The following is a 15,902-nucleotide window of genomic DNA, read 5'->3' as shown; positions in this document are numbered from 1 at the left end:
GCTCGCGCGTCAGCGATCGCCGAGCGCGCCCATCGATTCGAGGATTTCCCGCCCGATCGCGACGCGCTTGCCCGCGTCGTCGGCCGTCACCACGTCCATGTTCAGGGCAAAGAACCAGCGCTTGCCGCCGTGCTCCACCCAGCCCACGTACCAGCCGATGCCCGCCTCCTCCGCGGTGCCGTCGAGGCGCGCGTCGAGCTGCGGTCCCCAGCCCGTCTTGGCGTGCAGCACGTAACCCGGCGCCGCTTCGTAGATCGTGATGCGACGGACGATCTCCTGCGCGCGCTCCGAGAACGGCAGCGCGCCGTCCGCCAGGCGACGCAGGAACGCGACCTGTTGCTCGGCCGAGATCCGCAGCTTGCCGGACAGCCAGAACTGGTCGACGCCGCCGCCGATGTCGCGGTTGCCGTAACCGACCTTGTCGATCCACGACTGCATGCGCCCCTGCCCGGCGCGGCGAGCCACCTCCTGGTAGAACCAGACGGTGGAGTAGCGCATGCCGCTGGCGAGGCTGTTCGGCCGGTTCCATTCCTTGTTCGGCTTGCCGTCCATCGTCCGGACCTTGCCGTCCCACGGAATCGTCTCGAACTCGTCCGACACGGCCCCCGTCTCGATGGCGACGAGCGCGTTGAAGACCTTGAACGTGGAGGCGGGAAGGTAAGGGTGGCGGGCGCGCATGGCGTCGTAGACGTGCATGCTGTCGGTGCCCTCGTCGTAGACGAGCATCGTGCCGCGGACGCCGGCGTCCGCGAACGTCTTGCCCCATTCCGGATGCTCCTTCCACGCGGCGGCATGGCTCGTGGCGGAGGCCACGAGGGCGAACAGGGCGGCGAGTAACGTGGGAAGGCGGGCCATGCGGTCGATCTCCGGGGGTCGGGAGCCCGAGCTTCGGCCGGTTACGAGGGGCGGCGGAGGCGGCGATCTGGCCTTTCGCGGGCAGTCGGGGCGAGGTGCCGGGTAGAATGGGCGGTCCTTGGTCCGGAGAATCCCATGAAAGTCCTCGTCATCGGCAGCGGCGGTCGCGAACACGCGCTGGCCTGGAAGCTCGCGCAGTCCCCGCGCGTGGACGAGGTCATCGTGGCGCCGGGCAACGCCGGCACGGCGCGGGAGGCGAAACTTCGCAACGCGCCGGTCGCCGTCACCGATATCGACGGCCTGGTCGCCCTGGCGAACGCCGAGGGTGTGGGCCTGACCGTCGTCGGCCCCGAGGTCCCGCTGGTGGCGGGCGTCGTGGATCGTTTCGCGCGCGAAGGCCTTCGCTGCTTCGGCCCCACCGCGGCCGCCGCGCAGCTCGAAGGAAGCAAGGCGTTCGCGAAGGATTTCCTCGCGCGCCACGGCATCCCCACCGCGCACTACGCCGTGTTCACCGAGCTGGCACCGGCGCGCGCGCACGTTCGCGAGAAGGGCGCGCCGATCGTCATCAAGGCCGACGGCCTCGCGGCGGGCAAGGGCGTCGTCGTGGCGATGACGCTCGGCGAGGCCGAGGCGGCGCTGGAAGACATGCTGGGCCAGCAGGCGTTCGGCGACGCGTCCTCGCGTGTCGTGATCGAGGAGTTCCTCGACGGCGAGGAGGCGAGCTTCATCGTGATCGCCGATGGCACGCGCGCGTTGCCCATGGCGACGAGCCAGGACCACAAGCGCCGCGACGATGGCGACAAGGGTCCGAACACGGGCGGCATGGGCGCTTACTCGCCGGCGCCGGTCGTGACCGACGAAGTCTCGGCGCGCGTGATGCGCGAGATCATCGAGCCCACGCTCGCCGGCATGATCGCCGATGGTGCGCCGTTCACCGGGTTCCTCTATGCGGGCCTCATGATCGACCGCTCGGGCGCACCGAAGGTCATCGAATTCAACGTGCGCTTCGGCGATCCCGAAACGCAGCCGATCATGCTGCGCCTGCGCTCGGACCTCGTCGAACTGGTCGAAGCGGCGCTCGACGGCGACATCGGCCGCGTCGAGGCCGAATGGGATCCGCGTCCGTCGCTCGGCATCGTGCTCGCGGCCGGCGGCTATCCCGGCAAGGTGCGTGGCGGCGATCCCATCGAGGGCGCGGACGCCGCGTTCGGTGACGACGTGAAGGTTTTCCACGCCGGCACCGCGATCGGAGCGAACGGCGCGCCGGTCAGCGCCGGCGGTCGCGTGCTGACCGTGTGCGCCCTCGGTGCCGATCTGGCGGAAGCGCGGACGAAAGCCTATGCGGCCATCGCCGGTATCGGGCTCGAAGGGTCGTTCTACCGCCACGACATCGCGCATCGGGCGCTCGACCGGCGCTGACGATCGCAGGCGGCCGTCGCGCCGGCCCACCGTGACATGGGCTCCATTACACTTCCGTCGACTTCATCGACGGAACGGCCCATGTCCCAGTTTTCCCTGCTGACCAAGCGGCGTTTCGCCCCGTTTTTCTGGACGCAGGCGCTCGGGGCGTTCAACGACAACGCGTTCCGCAATGCGATGGTCATGCTCGTGGCGTTCCAGATGGCGCTGCCGGACGCGCAGGTATCGCTCTACACCAACCTCGCGCCGGCCCTGTTCATCCTTCCGTATTTCCTGTTCTCGGCCACCGCCGGACAGCTCGCCGAGAAGTTCGAGAAGACGCGGATCATCCGGTACGTGAAGCTCTTCGAGATCGCCGCCATGGCGATCGCGGCGATCGGATTCTTCACGCACCACGTGTCGCTGCTGCTCGTCGTGCTGTTCCTGATGGGCGTGCATTCCACGGTGTTCGGGCCGATCAAGTATTCGATCCTCCCGCAGGCGCTGGAGCGCGGCGAGCTCGTCGGCGGCAACGCGCTCGTCGAAACCGGCACGCAGCTGGCGATGCTCATCGGCATGATCGTGGGCAATTCGCTCATGCTGATCGCGGGGTACGGCACGCTGGCCGCGTCGCTGACGACCATCGCGGTCGCCTGCGCGGGCTATCTGGTCTGCCGCGCGATTCCGTCCGCGCCCGCCACGGCTCCCGACCTGCGGTTCAACTGGAATCCGCTGAGCGAGACGTGGCGCGTGCTGAAGATCACGCACGAGGACCGCGCGGTGTTCAACGCGGTGCTCGGCATCTCGTGGTTCTGGTTCTTCGGCACCGTGATGATCGCGCAGCTGCCGAATTACACACGGCACACGCTGGGTGGCGACGGATCGGTCAACACGCTCGTGCTGACGCTGTTCTCGCTCGGCACCGGCATCGGCTCGCTGTTGTGCGAGAAGCTGTCGGGCAAGCGCGTCGAGATCGGGCTCGTGCCCATGGGCGCGTTCGGCCTGACGGTGTTCGCGGTCGATCTCTTCTTCGCGCGTCCTGGCGTCGCGGCGGGCGCGGGTCTCGGCTGGACGGCGTTCGCCGCCGCGCCGGGCGCGTGGCGCGTGATGCTCGACCTGACGATGATCGGCGCGTTCGCGGGCTTCTACGTGGTGCCGCTGTTCGCGTTCGTGCAGAGCCGCGCACCGCGGGAGCGGCTCTCGCGCATCATCGCCGGCAACAACATCGTCAACGCGCTGCTGATCTGCCTCGCATCGGGCTTCGGCATCGGCCTTACGGCGATGGGTATCGACGTGCCGACGATCTTCCTGATCACCGGCATCGTGAACGTCGCGGTCGCGGTGTACATCTTCACGCTCGTGCCCGAATTCCTGATGCGCTTCATCACCTGGGTGCTGGTCAACACGCTCTACCGCGTGCGCGTGGACGGGCTGCGCAACGTTCCCGACGAAGGCGCGGCGCTCGTGGTGTGCAACCACGTGAGTTTCATGGATCCGCTGATCCTGATGGCGAGCGTGCGTCGCCCGATGCGCTTCGTCATGTATTACAAGATCTACGAACTTCCGCTGCTGCGCTTCGTCTTCCGCACGGCGAAGGCGATCCCGATCGCGGGGCGCAACGAGGATCCCGCCCTGATGGAGCGCGCGTTCGAACTCGTGGACGAGGCGCTGGCCAACGGTGAAGTGGTGTGCATCTTCCCGGAAGGCGGCATCACGCGCGACGGCAGCATCCAGAACTTCCGCCCCGGCGTGGACCGTATCCTCGCGCGCCGTCCGGTGCCCGTCGTGCCGCTGGCGCTGCGCGGCATGTGGGGCAGCATCTTCAGTCGCCGGGACAGCGCGCTTCGCCGCGCGCGCCTGCCACGCCGCTTCTGGTCGCGGATCGAGTTGGTGGGAGGAACACCGGTGCCGGCAGGCGAGGCGAGCGCGGCATCGCTGGAAGCGCGCGTGTCGCAGCTACGCGGCGAAAGCGCCTAGTGGGAGCGGACCCGGCCGCGACAGCTTTTCGCCGTGGTTCTGAAGGTCACGCGCCAGCTCGCAGGGTGGGGCGAAAAGCTGTCGCGGCCGGGTCCGCTCCCACAGTGCGGCTTCTGGTTTCTGGTTTCAGGTTTTAAGGTTTTCAGGCGAACCAGGCGGCCAGGACGATCACGGCGACGACGGCCAGCCAGACGACCAGCACGCGGCGGATGACGCGGCGGGCGTCTTCCAGTTCGGCGATCGGGTCGCTGACGTCCTGCACGTAGCCGTCGCCGGCCTCGACATCTGCGTCGACGCCCGCGCGCGCCACCGCGCCGAGGAAGTCGGGTTCCAGTCGCGTGCGTGGGCTGCCGGAGGTGCGGTGCCAGGTCTTCCAGGCGCCCATCACGGCGTCGAAGTCGGAGACCAGCGCCATCGCGAACACCATCAGGTGCGCGGGAATCCAGTCGAGCGCGTCGGCCACGCGGCGTGCGGCGGCACGCGTCGCGCTGTCCAGCGCGAGCGCGGCGTCGCGGCCGAGCACCTGCGCGAGCCGGTAGCCTAGGGCACCGGCGGGACCGAGCAGGAAGAACCACAGCAGCACGCCGAAACGGCGACGCAGCGCGCCGTAGAACGCCGCTTCCACCAGCACGGGCGCGAACCAGCCGAGCGGCGCGTCGTCGTGGCGCAATGCCGCGACCGCTTCGTCGCGACGCAGCGTGTCGGGTGCGCGCAGGATCGCGTCGATGTCGTTCTCGATCTCGCGAGGACCGAGGGCGTAGACGAGCACCAGCACCGCGAAGGCGAGCCAGGCGAGGTCGAAGAAGGGCAGGGACTGCAGGACGCCGCCGATGATCGCGCACGCGACGACCGGCACGAGCAGGACGATCGCGACGCGCCCCGCACCCGAGGTATCGCCGAGCCGGTTCACGAGCCCACGGAACCAGCGGTCGTCGCGCCAGCGCGACAGCTGCGGCACGCTCCAGGCGATGACGAGGGCGATCAGGACGGCGAGAAGGCGTAGGGCCATGGGCGAGGACTATCCGCGGTTCGTTGGCCCGATTGTAGGCGATGCACGAGATGTAGGAGCGCACCTGGGCGCGATTAGCTCTTCGCCCCAGTCCGAATCGTGCGCGCCGGCAAGCCCCCCTAAACGAGCGACCCGAGATCCACCCCACGCAACGCCAACCAATGCTCGATGAGCCGGTAGGACACCGACAGCGGCGGCGGCACGGCCAGCGTGCCGGCCTGCATGCCCTGGACGATGTCGTCGACCGTGAACCAGCGCGCGTCCTCGAGTTCCTCGTCGCGCAGGCGGATGTCGCGCGACTTCGCCGTGGCCGTGAAACCCACCATGAGCGACGCGGGCAGCGGCCAGGGCTGCGAGGAGTGGTAGGTGGCGTGCAGGACTTCCACGCCCGATTCCTCGCGCACCTCGCGGCGCACGGCGTCTTCCAGCGACTCGCCCGGCTCGATGAATCCGGCGAGGGTCGAATAGCGCCCGGTGGGCCAGCCGCGCTGGCGTCCGAGCAGGCAGGCGTCGCCGTGCTCGACGATCACGATGATCGCGGCGTCGGTACGCGGGAAATGCATGTGCGGGCCGTCGGGATTCGTGCACTGCACGCGATGCCCGGAGGCGACGACCAGCGTGGGCGCGCCGCACTGACTGCAGAACCGGATCTGCCGCTGCCAGTGCGTGATGCCCTTGGCGTAGGCGAAGAGGCCGGCTTCGAAGGCGGGGAGGATCAGTCCGGCCTCGCGCAGCGACATGCGCCGCGCGCCGCACAGGGAGATGTACAGCGAGGCCTGGGCCTCGTCGACCACCAGCGTGAACCACGCACTACCGTTCGCGAGGCCGAGGAACGTCGCGGGGATGTCGCCGAAGCGCTCGGAGCGCATCGTCGGCGACATCCATTGCGGCTCCTCGGCATGGGCCATCACGAAGGCGTTCCCCTCGCTGTCCAGGACGAGGAAGCGGGTGTCGCCGGCGGCCTCGAGTTCCTCGATCCACAGGCGATCCTCGCGCCGCTCGGACATCCGGTCGATGTCGATGCCGGCGAAGACGTTCTCCCGCGCGCGCGAAGCCGCGGCCTTGTCGCGTTCCTGGCCGACGCTCACGCCGCGGCGCCGGTCATGCGCTGAACGACGAACCGCAGCCGCAGGTGGTCTTCGCGTTGGGGTTGCGAATGACGAACTGCGAGCCGCTGAACGATTCGGCGTAGTCGATTTCCGCACCCGTCAGGTACTGCAGCGACAGCGGATCCACGACGAGCGTCACGCCCTCGCGCGATACCGCCAGATCGTCTTCGGCCTGTTCTTCGTCGAAGGTGAAGCCGTACTGGAAGCCCGAGCAGCCACCGCCGCTGATGTACACGCGCAGCTTGAGGCCGGGGTTGCCCTCTTCCTCGATCAGCTCGTGCACCTTGCGGGCGGCGGCCTCCGTGAAGATGAGCGGCGCCCCGCCGGACCGGTAATCCGGCGCCTGTGTCGGAGCCATGGGGAATGGGTTGTTCATGCCGACCATAATGGCGCCGATCGCGGTCAGGTCAAGCCTCGGTAAGCGCCGGAGCCGCCGCGATGGCGGCCTGGGCCAGCTGGCGTACCGTCTGCGGGGCGCGGTGGACCATCTTCCCGTTCACCTGCGCGCCGGCGGCCATCTCGAGCACCTGGTAGCACACGTCGCCGTCGATCCGCGCGAGCGGCGCGAGCTCCAGCCGCTCGGACACGTCGATGTCGCCCGTGACGCCGCCATTGATCACGGCATGGGGGACCTCGATGCGGCCGATCACCCGCCCGGTCTCACTGATCGTGAGCACGCCGTCGCTGCCCGCGTCGGCGTGGATCGAGCCCTCGACGATGCCGTCGAGGTGCAGGGCGCCGCTGAACAGGATGTCGCCACGCAGCGTGACGCCACGGGCGATCAGGCTGGCGGCGGCGCTGCCGACGGCCGGTCCCTGGTTCTTCCGGTTATTGCTGAACATTCGTGGCCTCGTCGTTGCGCTGGGTGTCGCTCCAGGACAGGGTGCCGGTGACCGCCGGGTCGCCGGTCACGTCGGCGGTCAGCCGCAGCCGGGTAGGGCGAAACCCTGCCGGCAACGTGAAGCTGCCCTGGACCTGCTGAAAATACTTGAAGGAGAACGGGAGCCCGTCGGAGGAATCGCCCTGGCCCAGCGCCGCGCCCTCGAGCGTCGTCACCGCGTTCCCCTGGATGCCTTCGACCGCGATCCGGAGCGTGCCCTTCACCACCTCGCCGCGGCGGGCGTTCTGGGTCAGCGTGACCACCACGTTCCAGGCGTTGGCCGCGCCGTTGACGGGGCTGGTGCGGGCCCCCTGGATCTTCAGGCCGTCGCGCTGCGCGCCGCCGCCCACCAGGCGCGAATAGAACGCGAGATCGGTGCGCAGGCCGCTGATCTCCTCGTCGCGCTCGGCCAGGTTCCGCTTGAGTTCTTTCGCGGCGACGTCGGCCACCTGCGCGGAGCGCTGCAGGTTCGCGACCTGCTGGCGCAGGTCCTCGTTGTCGGCCTGCACCTGCCTGACGGAGACGCGCGCGCCGCCGGGCGAGGGAACGCGCGAGGCGGCCAGCCACACGCCCGCGCCCACCACCAGCAGGCTCAGGAGCCAGGCGGCGGCGATGACGAGCCGGCGGCGGCGCTCGCGGACGGCGTCGTCGAGCGAGCGCACGACGAACCGTGGCGGATGGCGTGGAGCCATGCGGAATTCCGTGGTGAAAGCGTGAAGGCGGCGATGGTATAGCCCCCGCGCTCCGGAATGGTCAAGGAACCGGTCCCCACAACGAAGAAGGCCGCCTCGCGGCGGCCTTCTTCGGATCAGGACTTGTCGAGCGATCCGACCTTGCTGAGCATGTAGCGCTCGGGCCCGATGTCGGAGATCAGGCTGAACTGGGTTTCCAGCCAGTCGATGTGCTCTTCCTCCTGGCCGAGGATGAACTTGAAGAGATCGCGGCTCACGAAATCGTGGATGCCTTCGCTGTAGGCGATCGCCTCGCGCAGGTCCTTGGTGGCGATCATCTCGAGGTCGAGGTCGCCCTGCAGCGCTTCGACGACGTTCTCGCCGATGCGCAGCTTGCCCAGGTGCTGGAGGTTCGGCAGGCCGTCGAGGAAGAGGATCCGCTCGATGAGCTTGTCCGCGTGCTTCATCTCCTCGATCGACTCCTCGTACTCGTGCTTGGCGAGTTCGTTGTAGCCCCAGTCCTTGAACATCCTGTAATGCAGGAAGTACTGGTTGATCGCGGCCAGCTCGTTGTAGAGGACCTTGTTGAGGTATTCGATGACCTTCGCGTCGCCCTTCATGAGGGATCTCCCTGGTGTGCAGGGCACGACTATACGGCGGGGCGAATCGCCGTGACGAAACGAGAATGAAGATGTTTCGCGTCCGCGACGGGACGCGGGCGCGTCAGGCTGGCGAGGGCAGGAAGGTCAGCGTGGAGCGGACGTCCGACACGGCGTCGCGCAGGCACTGCCGGGCTTCCGGCTCGCAGGCGCCGCAGCAGTCCGAGCAGCCCGTGCGGGCCTGGAGTTCGGCGAAGGTCTCGACGCCCTCGGCCGCGGCGCGGCGGATGGCGTGGTCGGTGACGGCGTTGCACATGCAGATGTACATGGCTGCAGATTCGAACGCGAATGCGAACGATTGTCAACTGCGGAAAACTGAACGGGTTCAGATCCCGGCTTCGCGCGCCTGTCGTTCGGCCTCGGCCTGCTGCGGGCAACGGCCCACCTCGACGCTGCAGACCGTCTCCACGGTGGGGGCGAACTGGCGCAGGGCCCGCTCGTAGACCTGGCGCTTGAAGTTGACCACGTGGTTGGCCGGGTACCAGAAATCCACCCAGCGCCAGAGGTCGAACTCGGGTTTCTCGCAGGCGTCGAGGCGGAAGGCGTCCTCGCCGCACTTCAGGCGGAGAAGGAACCACACCTGCTTCTGCCCGATGCAGGTCGGGCGCTGGTGGTGGCGGACGAACCGGCTGGGCAAGCGGTAGCGCAGCCAGCCGCGGGTCTCGGCGAGCACCTCGACGTGCTGGGCCAGCAGGCCGGTTTCTTCCTCCAGCTCGCGGTACATCGCCTCCAGCGGCGTCTCGTCGCTGCGCATGCCGCCCTGGGGAAACTGCCAGCCGTCGCGATTGACGCGGCGCGCCCAGAACAGGCGGCCGTCTCCATTAAGGAGCACGATCCCCACATTCGGTCGATAGCCATCTGCGTCGATCATTCGCCCTCCGCGGACCGTTTCCGGCGCCTCCGGCCTCGTGGCCGGCCCCGCCGTTGCTTCGATTCAACCACAGCGCTCCAAGCGCGGGCAAGGCGCTACTTGAACGGGAGCCCCGGGCCGATTAAACTGCCCGGCCTTCGCGGGTCCGCCTGCGAACGACCAGGTTCCACGGCTAGGTAGCTCAGCTGGTCAGAGCGCGGCACTCATAATGCTGAGGTCGGCGGTTCGAGCCCGCCTCTAGCCACCAGAAAAAAGAAAGGCCGCCTCCGGGCGGCCTTTTTCTTGGGCAGGTCCCGGCGGTGCTATGCCGTGGCCGGCTCGTCCATCCTCGGCGGCATGTCGAGCACCGCCCGCGCAAGTTCCACCGCGTTGTGCACGCGGAGCTTCGCCATCAGGTTGGCCCGGTGCAGCTCCACGGTCTTCGGGCTGATGTGCAGCTCCCCGGCGATGACCTTGTTGAGCTTGCCGCACATGATGCCGTCCAGCACCTGCGACTCGCGGCGGGTGAGTGTCACGCCCGGCGGGAGGCACGCGACCGGCGCGGCGGCCGGCTCGTCGGCGACGCGCGACGCGTCGGGCAGGGGCATCAGGAACACGGCGTCGAACGCCGTGGGAGGAACGTCGATCACCTGCCTCGTCACCCGGTACCGGCGGGGCGCCGCATGGCGATCGCGGAACAGGAACTCGTCGGCCTCGTCGGTGGGCGCGAGATGCGAGGCCAGCCACGCGGGGCCCGCCCGGCCGCGCGACGTGCCGAACTCGCGCTGGAACGCGGGGTTGACCAGCACGGCCCGACGCCCGTCCCGAGGCCAGACGACGCAGGGCAGGGGGATCGCGGCGAACACTTCTTCAGCCAGTCCGCACACGTGCGGACCGTCGAGCGAATCACGACCGAGACACATCGAGGCCTCCTGGAGGCATGCGCAGGTGGGCCGGCGACACCCCTTCCGCATCGCCGACTGGTTACCACTGCAACCGCTTCGTCATGAAAAGTCCATGTTTCACGGGACCGGATGCCCCAAAATGCGAACCGCGTCGTGAATACCACTTTCGCCGGAAACGCTTGACCGCGTCCGTTACAATGGGCGATCCCCGCGAATCCGCCTCCCCATGCGCATCTTCAAGACCTTCAACATCGAGGCGGCCCACCGCCTGCCGAACGTGCCGGAAGGGCACAAGTGCTCGCGACTGCACGGACATTCGTTCCGGGTCGAGCTGCACGTCGAGGGGCCGACCGATCCCGTCCTCGGCTGGGTCATGGATTTCGGCGACCTCAAGGCGCGGTTCCAGCCGCTCTACGACCGGCTCGACCATCACTACCTCAACGACATCGAGGGCCTCGAGAACCCCACGAGCGAGAACCTCGCCCGCTGGATCTTCGACAGGCTGCGTCCGGACGTGCCCGGCCTGGCCAAGGTCGTGGTCCATGAGACCTGCACGTCGGGCGCCGAATACGCTCCCTGAGGCCCGGCGCAGCTTTGGTGGGAGCGCGCTCGCGCGCGAATAGGTGCTCGCGGCAAGCACCCGTTCGCGCGCAAGCGCGCTCCCACCGAAGCCGGGCCGGTCGCAAGGTTTCGCGGTTGCTGCGTCGCCGCAGACGGGTCTACACTCCGGCACCTCCCCGTTCCCCGACGGTCGTCCCGATGTCCCATGTAAACGGTTACCCCGATTTTGCACGCTTCGTCGAACAGGCCGCGGCTGCGCAGGCGCTCGCCTGGCGCGGCATGGAGCGCGTCGCCGACCTCCAGCTCCAGGCGATGGAGGGCCACGCGCGCGCCGCGACGGGCCTGATCGCCGATGCGATGGTGGCCCCGGACGCGGAGGCGCTGCGCGCCGTGCTGGCACGCGGCGGCGAGCTGCAGCGCGAAGGCGTCCAGCGCAACGCGTCGGTCGCCGGCGACATCCTCGACGTGGCCGTGTCGACGGCGACGTCGCTCGGCGCACTGGTCGGTCCGCCCGCCAGGGCCTGACCGACCGCGTCCCCTCGCGAACGACGCGACACAAGGTCGCGCCGGCGGGTGGTTATGGGCTTTCGTAGCTTGTCCCGCCGTTTACGCGGCTGGTATACTTTTCCAGATTAAACCGTGGCCCGTTGAACCAGCAGGTGCCGCCTTCGAGCGAAACCACGGGAGCCTCGCGTTGCTTAACAGTCTTGCCGCCGGTCGTCACCTCGCCTTGCGCATCGTCATCGCGCAGCTGGTGGTGGCCGTCGTAGCGGGACTCGCTTTTTCCCTGCAGGGTCGACCAGCCGCGCTGGCCGCCTTCGGGGGTGCCCTGATCGTCGCCATCGCTACCGCGCTGCTTGCCGCGCGAGCGTTCAGCGCACTGGGCGGGGCGGGGGCGACGTTCACGAGGTTCCTGGTGGGGATGATCCTTCGCTGGATCGTCCTCATCGGTGGACTGGCGCTCATTCTGGTTCAGTGGAAGCTGCCACCCTTGCCCGCTCTGGTGGGACTGGTGGCCGGCTACGCGGTCAACGTATTTGCATTCAGATTCAAGGGTTGAGCATGGCGAGCGAACCGCAGGGCGGTCTGACCGAATACATCCAGCACCACCTGAACCACATGACGGTGAATTTCAGCGCCGATCATTTCTGGTTCTGGAACCTCCGTGCGGACTCGATCATCATCTCGTTCGTCCTCGGCGCGGCGTTCTGCCTGTGGTTCTGGCTCTACGCGCGCAAGGCGACGTCCGGCGTGCCGTCGAAGGGCCAGGCCCTCGTCGAGCTCGCGATCGAGTTCGTCGACACGCAGGTGAAGGACACCTTCCACGGCGACCGTCGCACGGTCACGCCGCTGGCGCTGTCGATCTTCATGTGGGTGTTCCTCATGAATGCGATGGACCTCCTGCCGGTCGATCTCGCCGGCTGGCTCGTGCACGTGTTCGCGGGTGACGAAGTCGCGCACCATACCTACTTCCGCATGGTCCCCACCGCCGACATCAACACCACCGTGGGCCTCTCGGTCGCGGTGCTGTTCATCGTCATCGGCCACGGCATCAAGGCGAAGGGCGGTTTCGGCTTCGGCAAGGAGCTCCTCACCGCGCCGTTCCACGCGTCCAACCCGATCGCCAAGCTCATCCTGGTGATCCCGAACTTCCTTCTCAACGTCGTCGAAACCCTGTCGAAGCCCGTGTCGCTGGCGATGCGACTCTTCGGCAACATGTACGGCGGCGAACTGGTGTTCATGCTGATTGCCGGTCTGATGGTGAGCTGGATCAGCTTCGTGCCTGGCGTCGTGTTCAACACGGCGTGGGCGATCTTCCACATCCTGATCATCGCCCTCCAGGCGTTCATCTTCATGATGCTGACGATCGTCTACATCGCCACGGCGCGGGAACATCACTAACTCACCGCGACGCTAAACCTTTCAGCTCCACCCTTTTCGTTTCCATCCTTTCGCTATTCGTTTATCCCAGGAGAACACCATGGAACTCGCCTCGCTTCTCGCCCACGTCCAGGGCATGACCGCCATCGCCATCGGCGTGATCATCGGTCTCGGCGCGCTCGGCGCCTGTCTCGGTATCGCCGTCATGGGCTCGAAGTTCCTCGAGTCGGCCGCTCGCCAGCCGGAACTGGTCCCGCTCCTCCAGGGCCGCATGTTCCTGCTCGCCGGCCTGATCGACGCGGCGTTCATCATCGGTCTCGCCGTCGCCCTGCTGTTCGCGTTCTCGAACCCGCTGGTCGGTGTCGTGCGCGCCGCCGTCGGCGGCTAAGCAGCCGTTCGTCTTGTCGCCGTGACCGCACCGGTCACGGCGATCGTCAGTACCCAAGCGTTCGGAGTCTTTCGGAGAGATCATGGAAATCAACATGACCTTCCTGGGCCAGATGATCTCTTTTGCGATCCTGGTCTGGTTCACCACCAAGTTCATCTGGCCCCAGCTCAACGGTGCCATCGAAGAGCGCCAGAAAAAGGTGGCCGAGGGTCTGGCCGCCGCCGAGCGCGCGCGCGCCGAACTCAAGGATGCCGACGCCAAGGTCGCCATCGAGATCAAGCAGGCCCGCCAGCAGTCGACCGAGATCATCGATCGCGCCCAGGCGCAGGCCAACCAGATCATCGAGAAGGCCCGCGCCGAAGCGATCGACGAGATCAACCGCCTGAAGGCTTCGGCCCAGGACGAGATCGCCTCGATGGCCCAGCGTGCGCGCGAACAGCTCCGTGAGCAGGTCGGTGCGCTCGCCGTGAAGGGTGCCGAGAAGATCGTCCAGCGCGAAATCGATCCGGCGGCCCACAAGGCGCTTCTCGACCAGCTCGCTGCCGAGATCTGATCATGGCCCAGGCGCTCACCCTCGCCCGTCCGTACGCGCGTGCCGCCTTCGAGGTGGCACACGCGTCCGGTGCGCTCGCCGACTGGTCGGCGGCGCTGAATTTCTCCGCCGCGGTCGCGGTCGACCCCCGGGTCGCCGGCCTCGGCAACGATCCGCGCGTGCTGCCGACGCAGCTCGTCGCGATCCACCTCCCGCAGGGCATGGCTGCCGATGCGCCGTTCGCACGCTTCCTCGAGGAACTGGCGGAAAACGGCCGCATGCACCTGTTGCCCGAAATCGCCGCGCTCTACGACCAGTACAAGCTGGAGTCCGAGTCGACCCTGAAGGTCAAGGTCACGAGCGCACTGGATCTCGACACGGCGCAGGCGGAACTGCTGCGCGCGTCGCTGAAGCGTCGCTTCAAGCGCGAGATCGAACTGGATACGCACGTCGATCCGGCGTTGCTCGGCGGTGTCGTCATCGACACGGGCGAGCAGGTGATCGACGGTTCGGCGCGCGGCCGCCTGCAACGGCTGGCCAGCGCGCTGACGCACTGATTACGAGCTTCTCATACCACCGGGTGCCGTGAGAGCGGCGCAACCCAAGGAACCGACCATGTCCAGCACCACTCTGAATCCGTCCGAGATCAGCGAGCTGATCAAGACCCGCATCGAGCAGTTCAAGCTCGGCGCCGAGGCACGCAACGAAGGCACGATCATCAGCGTGTCCGACGGCATCGTGCGCATCCACGGCCTGGCCGACGTGATGCAGGGCGAAATGATCGAACTGCCGAACGACACCTACGCCCTAGCGCTGAACCTCGAGCGCGACTCGGTCGGCGCCGTGGTGCTCGGTGAGTACCAGCACCTGCGCGAAGGCGATGCCGCCAAGACCACCGGCCGCATCCTCGAAGTGCCGGTCGGCCCGGGCCTGCTCGGCCGCGTCGTCGACGCGCTGGGCAACCCGATCGACGGCAAGGGCCCGATCGACGCCGTGGGCACCAGCCCGGTCGAGAAGGTCGCGCCGGGCGTGATCTGGCGCCAGTCGGTCGACCAGCCGATGCAGACGGGCTACAAGTCCATCGACTCGATGATCCCGATCGGCCGCGGCCAGCGCGAGCTGATCATCGGCGACCGCCAGACGGGCAAGACCGCCGTCGCGATCGACGCGATCATCAACCAGAAAGATTCCGGCATTAAGTGCATCTACGTCGCGATCGGCCAGAAGCGCAGCTCGATCGCCAACGTCGTGCGCAAGCTGGAAGAGAACGGCGCGCTCGCCAACACGATCGTCGTCGTCGCTTCCGCGTCCGAAGCCGCCGCCCTCCAGTACGTCGCGCCGTATTCCGGCTGCGCGATGGGCGAGTACTTCCGCGACCGCGGCGAAGACGCCCTGATCGTGTACGACGACCTCTCCAAGCAGGCCGTCGCCTACCGCCAGATCTCGCTGCTGCTGAAGCGTCCCCCGGGCCGCGAGGCGTACCCCGGCGACGTCTTCTACCTGCACTCGCGCCTGCTCGAGCGCGCCTCGCGCGTCAGCGCCGAGTACGTCGAGAAGATGACCAACGGCGAAGTGAAGGGCAAGACCGGCTCGCTCACCGCGCTGCCGATCATCGAAACGCAGGCGGGCGACGTCTCGGCGTTCGTTCCGACCAACGTGATCTCGATCACCGACGGCCAGATCTTCCTCGAGACCGATCTGTTCAACGCCGGTATCCGTCCGCCCGTCAACGCCGGTATCTCGGTGTCGCGCGTCGGTGGTGCCGCCCAGACCAAGATCATCAAGAAGCTCTCCGGCGGTGTGAAGCTCGCGCTCGCGCAGTACCGTGAGCTCGCCGCGTTCGCGCAGTTCGCCTCGGACCTCGACGCCGCCACGCGCGCGCAGCTCGACCGCGGCCAGCGCGTCACGGAACTGATGAAGCAGCCGCAGTACTCGCCGCTGTCGATCGCCGAGCTCGGCGTGTCGGTCTACGCGGCCGAGAAGGGCTACCTCGACGACCTGCCGGTCAACAAGGTGCTGCCGTTCGAGAAGGGCCTGCACGCCTTCATGCGCCAGAACCACGGCGACCTGATGACGAAGATCGACCAGACCGGCGACTGGGACAAGGACATCGAGGCGACCTTCAAGGCCGCCGCCGACGAGTTCAAGAAGACCGGTAGCTGGTAAGCGATACCCACGCGGGGCGGCTCGTCCGCCCCGCTGCGTCACCCTTTACAGACGAGTAAGC

At 67.7% G+C, this 15,902-nt stretch carries 20 protein-coding genes and 1 tRNA gene; 11 read left to right on the top strand and 10 right to left on the bottom strand.

Annotated features, from left to right (window positions below):
* Window positions 1–9: 9 nt before the first annotated feature.
* Complete coding sequence (gene blaOXA / locus BMW54_RS17510; protein ID WP_090058691.1) at window positions 10–855, bottom strand: class D beta-lactamase; 846 nt, start codon at window positions 853–855, stop codon at window positions 10–12.
* Between the two features lie 135 nt (window positions 856–990).
* Between blaOXA and purD the strand changes: the two genes are divergently transcribed.
* Window positions 991–2,274, top strand: a complete 1,284-nt coding sequence (gene purD / locus BMW54_RS17505; protein WP_090058689.1) for a phosphoribosylamine--glycine ligase — start codon at window positions 991–993, stop codon at window positions 2,272–2,274.
* An 81-nt stretch (window positions 2,275–2,355) separates the two neighbouring features.
* Window positions 2,356–4,230, top strand: a complete 1,875-nt coding sequence (locus BMW54_RS17500; protein WP_090058686.1) for an MFS transporter — start codon at window positions 2,356–2,358, stop codon at window positions 4,228–4,230.
* A 142-nt stretch (window positions 4,231–4,372) separates the two neighbouring features.
* Here BMW54_RS17500 and BMW54_RS17495 read toward each other — a convergent pair whose 3' ends face one another.
* The 8 genes from BMW54_RS17495 to BMW54_RS17460 form a co-directional block, all read right to left on the bottom strand.
* Complete coding sequence (locus tag BMW54_RS17495; protein WP_090058684.1) at window positions 4,373–5,239, bottom strand: beta-lactamase induction protein; 867 nt, start codon at window positions 5,237–5,239, stop codon at window positions 4,373–4,375.
* A gap of 119 nt (window positions 5,240–5,358) precedes the next feature.
* The gene (gene nudC / locus BMW54_RS17490) at window positions 5,359–6,327 is read right to left on the bottom strand and encodes an NAD(+) diphosphatase (protein ID WP_254779447.1); all 969 of its coding nucleotides are present in this window, start codon (window positions 6,325–6,327) and stop codon (window positions 5,359–5,361) included.
* Window positions 6,328–6,340: 13 nt separating this feature from the next.
* Window positions 6,341–6,724 (bottom strand): iron-sulfur cluster insertion protein ErpA, encoded by a 384-nt coding sequence (erpA, locus tag BMW54_RS17485; RefSeq protein WP_090059064.1) that lies wholly within the window; start codon window positions 6,722–6,724, stop codon window positions 6,341–6,343.
* 31 nt (window positions 6,725–6,755) lie between these two features.
* Entirely contained in the window at window positions 6,756–7,190 is a 435-nt protein-coding gene (locus BMW54_RS17480; protein WP_090058681.1) for a bactofilin family protein, read from the bottom strand.
* Window positions 7,177–7,920: a DUF6776 family protein gene (locus tag BMW54_RS17475; RefSeq protein WP_090058678.1), complete on the bottom strand. Its 744-nt coding sequence runs from the start codon at window positions 7,918–7,920 to the stop codon at window positions 7,177–7,179. Before BMW54_RS17475 ends, BMW54_RS17480 begins: the two co-directional genes overlap by 14 nt.
* A 116-nt stretch (window positions 7,921–8,036) precedes the next feature.
* Window positions 8,037–8,519, bottom strand: a complete 483-nt coding sequence (gene bfr / locus BMW54_RS17470; protein WP_090058674.1) for a bacterioferritin — start codon at window positions 8,517–8,519, stop codon at window positions 8,037–8,039.
* Window positions 8,520–8,622: 103 nt separating this feature from the next.
* Window positions 8,623–8,826 carry a (2Fe-2S)-binding protein gene (locus tag BMW54_RS17465; protein WP_089975646.1) on the bottom strand — a complete coding sequence of 68 codons (204 nt, stop codon included), beginning with the start codon at window positions 8,824–8,826 and terminating at the stop codon, window positions 8,623–8,625.
* Window positions 8,827–8,883: 57 nt separating this feature from the next.
* Complete coding sequence (locus BMW54_RS17460; RefSeq protein ID WP_090058672.1) at window positions 8,884–9,429, bottom strand: RNA pyrophosphohydrolase; 546 nt, start codon at window positions 9,427–9,429, stop codon at window positions 8,884–8,886.
* Window positions 9,430–9,599: 170 nt separating this feature from the next.
* Here BMW54_RS17460 and BMW54_RS17455 point away from each other — a divergent pair.
* A tRNA-Met gene (locus tag BMW54_RS17455) sits at window positions 9,600–9,676 on the top strand.
* A 55-nt stretch (window positions 9,677–9,731) separates the two neighbouring features.
* Here the strand turns inward: BMW54_RS17455 and BMW54_RS19140 are convergent.
* On the bottom strand, window positions 9,732–10,331 hold the full coding sequence (locus BMW54_RS19140; RefSeq protein WP_090058669.1) for a LuxR family transcriptional regulator: 600 nt from the start codon (window positions 10,329–10,331) through the stop codon (window positions 9,732–9,734).
* 208 nt (window positions 10,332–10,539) lie between these two features.
* Here BMW54_RS19140 and queD point away from each other — a divergent pair, with 208 nt between their 5' ends.
* From queD to atpA, 8 genes are all read left to right on the top strand, one after another.
* Window positions 10,540–10,893: a 6-carboxytetrahydropterin synthase QueD gene (queD, locus tag BMW54_RS17445; RefSeq protein ID WP_090058666.1), complete on the top strand. Its 354-nt coding sequence runs from the start codon at window positions 10,540–10,542 to the stop codon at window positions 10,891–10,893.
* A gap of 179 nt (window positions 10,894–11,072) precedes the next feature.
* A complete protein-coding gene (locus BMW54_RS19080; protein WP_139206138.1) occupies window positions 11,073–11,399 on the top strand; it encodes a phasin family protein in 327 nt (108 codons plus the stop codon).
* 205 nt (window positions 11,400–11,604) lie between these two features.
* Window positions 11,605–11,934, top strand: a complete 330-nt coding sequence (locus tag BMW54_RS19075; RefSeq protein WP_254779445.1) for an ATP synthase subunit I — start codon at window positions 11,605–11,607, stop codon at window positions 11,932–11,934.
* A 2-nt stretch (window positions 11,935–11,936) separates the two neighbouring features.
* Window positions 11,937–12,776: a F0F1 ATP synthase subunit A gene (gene atpB, locus BMW54_RS17435; RefSeq protein WP_090058661.1), complete on the top strand. Its 840-nt coding sequence runs from the start codon at window positions 11,937–11,939 to the stop codon at window positions 12,774–12,776.
* Window positions 12,777–12,855: 79 nt separating this feature from the next.
* Entirely contained in the window at window positions 12,856–13,143 is a 288-nt protein-coding gene (gene atpE, locus BMW54_RS17430; RefSeq protein WP_089975626.1) for a F0F1 ATP synthase subunit C, read from the top strand.
* A gap of 82 nt (window positions 13,144–13,225) precedes the next feature.
* Window positions 13,226–13,696 carry a F0F1 ATP synthase subunit B gene (locus tag BMW54_RS17425; protein WP_089975624.1) on the top strand — a complete coding sequence of 157 codons (471 nt, stop codon included), beginning with the start codon at window positions 13,226–13,228 and terminating at the stop codon, window positions 13,694–13,696.
* A gap of 2 nt (window positions 13,697–13,698) precedes the next feature.
* Window positions 13,699–14,232 (top strand): F0F1 ATP synthase subunit delta, encoded by a 534-nt coding sequence (locus tag BMW54_RS17420; RefSeq protein WP_090058660.1) that lies wholly within the window; start codon window positions 13,699–13,701, stop codon window positions 14,230–14,232.
* Window positions 14,233–14,290: 58 nt separating this feature from the next.
* A complete protein-coding gene (atpA, locus tag BMW54_RS17415; RefSeq protein WP_090058657.1) occupies window positions 14,291–15,841 on the top strand; it encodes a F0F1 ATP synthase subunit alpha in 1,551 nt (516 codons plus the stop codon).
* Window positions 15,842–15,902 lie beyond the last annotated feature (61 nt).

This window comes from Luteibacter sp. 329MFSha, assembly GCF_900111665.1.
Taxonomy (GTDB): Bacteria; Pseudomonadota; Gammaproteobacteria; order Xanthomonadales; family Rhodanobacteraceae; genus Luteibacter.
The sequence above is the reverse complement of the archived record's forward strand: the minus strand, read 5'-3'. Positions and strand labels throughout refer to the sequence as shown.